Source organism: Actinomycetota bacterium (assembly GCA_035759705.1).
In the GTDB taxonomy this organism is placed as follows: domain Bacteria; phylum Actinomycetota; class CADDZG01; order JAHWKV01; family JAHWKV01; genus JAJCYE01.
Genome location: DASTUJ010000120.1, coordinates 1 through 2443, shown reverse-complemented (window position 1 = coordinate 2443; position 2443 = coordinate 1). Strand labels below are relative to the sequence as shown.

Here is a 2443-nt window from a genome sequence, read left to right as displayed (position 1 = left end):
GTCAAGCCCGACGAGTTCCGCCCGCTGGCGCCTGAGCTCACCGCCAAAGCCCACTTCGTCTGGGAGGGCCTGGCCCAATCACAGAGCTTCATCGCCAACGAGGAGTACCAGATCTTCGGGGGCAAGCCGATCCAGTCGCTCGCCGCCAAACTTCCCGACGGCCGCAAAAGCTTGAAGATCGGGGGAGTGGCAACCAACGGCTCTCCCAGCCTGGCCGGGATGCTCATGTCGATCGAGCAGGCGGAGCGACTCGGCCTCGGCAAGCCGACCCTGCTCGTCGTCGGGACCGCCAAGGACGCCAAGATCGCCGATGTGACCAAGGCCCTCGAAGCCGCCATGCCGGGTGTGAAGTTCGAGAGCATGCTGCCACCGTCGGGCCGCACCTTCTTCACCGGCACCTCGGCACAAAAGGCCATCGGCAGCTTCACGTTCACCGTCAACCCCGACGGCACCATCAACCAGGACAAGAAGTGGGTTGCCGAGCACCTCCAGACCGCCCGGATGCCCATCATCGGCACCGTCCGCTGCCACAAACTGATGATTCCGCAGCTGGAGGCGGCGATCAAAGACCTTCAGGCGCAGGGGCTCGGCCACCTGCTGAACCCTTCTCAGGCCGGCCGGTGCTACCAGCCCCGGTTCGTTGCCAAGGACCCGGTCAACCACGCCCTGTCCAAGCACGCCTGGGGCCTGGCGATCGATCTCAACGTCTACGACAACCCCGAAGGCAGCAAGCCGAAGATGGACCCCCGGGTGGTCGCCATCTTCGAGAAGTGGGGTTTTCGCTGGGGCGGCCGCTGGACCAAGCCCGACGGAATGCATTTCGAACTTGCGGCGGTGCTGAAGGATTAGAACTGGGTGCACTCCTTGGGCTGGAAACGCCATTCTCGTCAGTTCTTGAGGGTCGCTGCTGCGCCGGCTTAAAAGGACCCCACAAACTGCGCTAGCCCGAAAAGAACAAAAATCACTCCAACCGCTGCTGATAGCTTTCGGTAAAGCGCAACTTGTTCTTCGTACGTTCGATCGGGTTCACCAAACACCTTTGCTCCCAACCTTCTCCGGGTCTTAAGTCCTGGCGCTACGATTATGTCGAAACCTCTGCGGGAAAACGCGACTACCAGAAGTACGCCACCAAAGGCGACAAAGTATGCGGCGAAGGCTAACGACTTACCATCCAATTGGCACCGATCCCATCCGAAGTCCTTCGCTCCCTGAGAAGCTAAGTGATGGACTCCCTATGCCGAGTTCTGTAGCAGATCCAGACTCGTTGGCGAATCCAGCGGCCGAGAAGCCATTTGGCAGCGTGCCCGCGACCCCGTTGCTCCACCCGTCCTTGAATCTGCGCAGTTCTGACTCCGTAGGGCAAGTTTTCTGATTGAGCCAGCCAACACGCAAAGATACTTCCAGTCCCGGAGGTATGCCACCATACCCACCAGGCGCAGCATAAATGTCGCCGTGGCGAGTAAGGGATCCACTACCTGTGAATCCGGTCACATGGCCGAGGGAACCTTCAATCGTCACGTAATCCGGAGTTCTCATGGCTTCACCAGCCACGATGCCAGCACCTACGACGCGTTTGGCAGAAGGGTTTTGACATCCGAGAGGGCTCACCATTTGAACCATGCATCCTAGGATCTGACCGACCTTTCCAAAAAAGGACTGTCCGGGGTATAGACCTAGAGGGTCGGTCATGTTGACCGGATTCCCTGCGGCATACCCAAACGCATCCAGGGTTAGCCGATCCAGGGGATCCTTGCCTACAAACCGCCCGATTGCCGGGTCGTAGTACCGGGCCCTCAGATACTGGTACCCCAGCGCCGGGTCGTCCTGCTGGCCGGCAAACCGGAACTCCGTGGAACCCGGCCCCGTGCTCGACTTGACCGCACCGAACACGTCGTACTTGTAGGTCGCGGTGACCGCGCCTGACGAATCGGTCAGGGCCGCCGTCGACCCAAGACCGTCAGCGAGCGGGTAGCTGGTGGTGGTCCCGGTGGTTTGGCTGATCAGCCCCAGGCCGTAGACATAGCTGGTGTTGCCCTCCTGCAGCACCACCGGCAGCCCGGCCGCCAGGTCCCAGGTGAAGACCGTGGTGATCCCGGCCTCGGTCTTGGAGTGCCGAAGGTCGTCTCCCCGATAGGTGTAGCTGACCGGGTTGCCCCCGACGGTTGCCGAGGTGAGCCGGTCCTCGATGTCCCAGCCGAACACGTCTGTTCCCCGGCCGGTCTGGTTGCCGTTGTTGTCGTAGGTGTAGGTCACCCCGCCTGCTGTGGTCATCCGGTCGGCGTTGTCGTAGGTGTAGGAGGTGGTCGAGCCCTCTACCTTGGTCTGCCGGTTGCCGACGTTGTCGTAGGTGTAGGCCTGGGTCGACGAATCCGGGTAGGTGACCCCGGTCAGCCGGTACAGGTCGTCGTAGCTGTAGCTCTCGAGCCCCGCCGGGGTCAGCACT

The 2443-nt window shown here is 61.5% G+C and carries 2 protein-coding genes; one reads left to right on the top strand and one right to left on the bottom strand.

Going from position 1 to position 2443, the window contains the following annotated elements; genetic code table 11:
- Nucleotides 1-849 (top strand): M15 family metallopeptidase (locus VFV09_08300; GenBank protein ID HEU4867713.1); only part of this gene is annotated, 849 nt, incomplete at its 5' end.
- Between the two features lie 315 nt (nt 850-1164).
- On the opposite strand, the gene VFV09_08295 is transcribed toward VFV09_08300, so the two are convergent.
- Nucleotides 1165-2443: RHS repeat-associated core domain-containing protein (locus VFV09_08295; GenBank protein ID HEU4867712.1), on the bottom strand; the 1279-nt coding region annotated here is incomplete at its 5' end.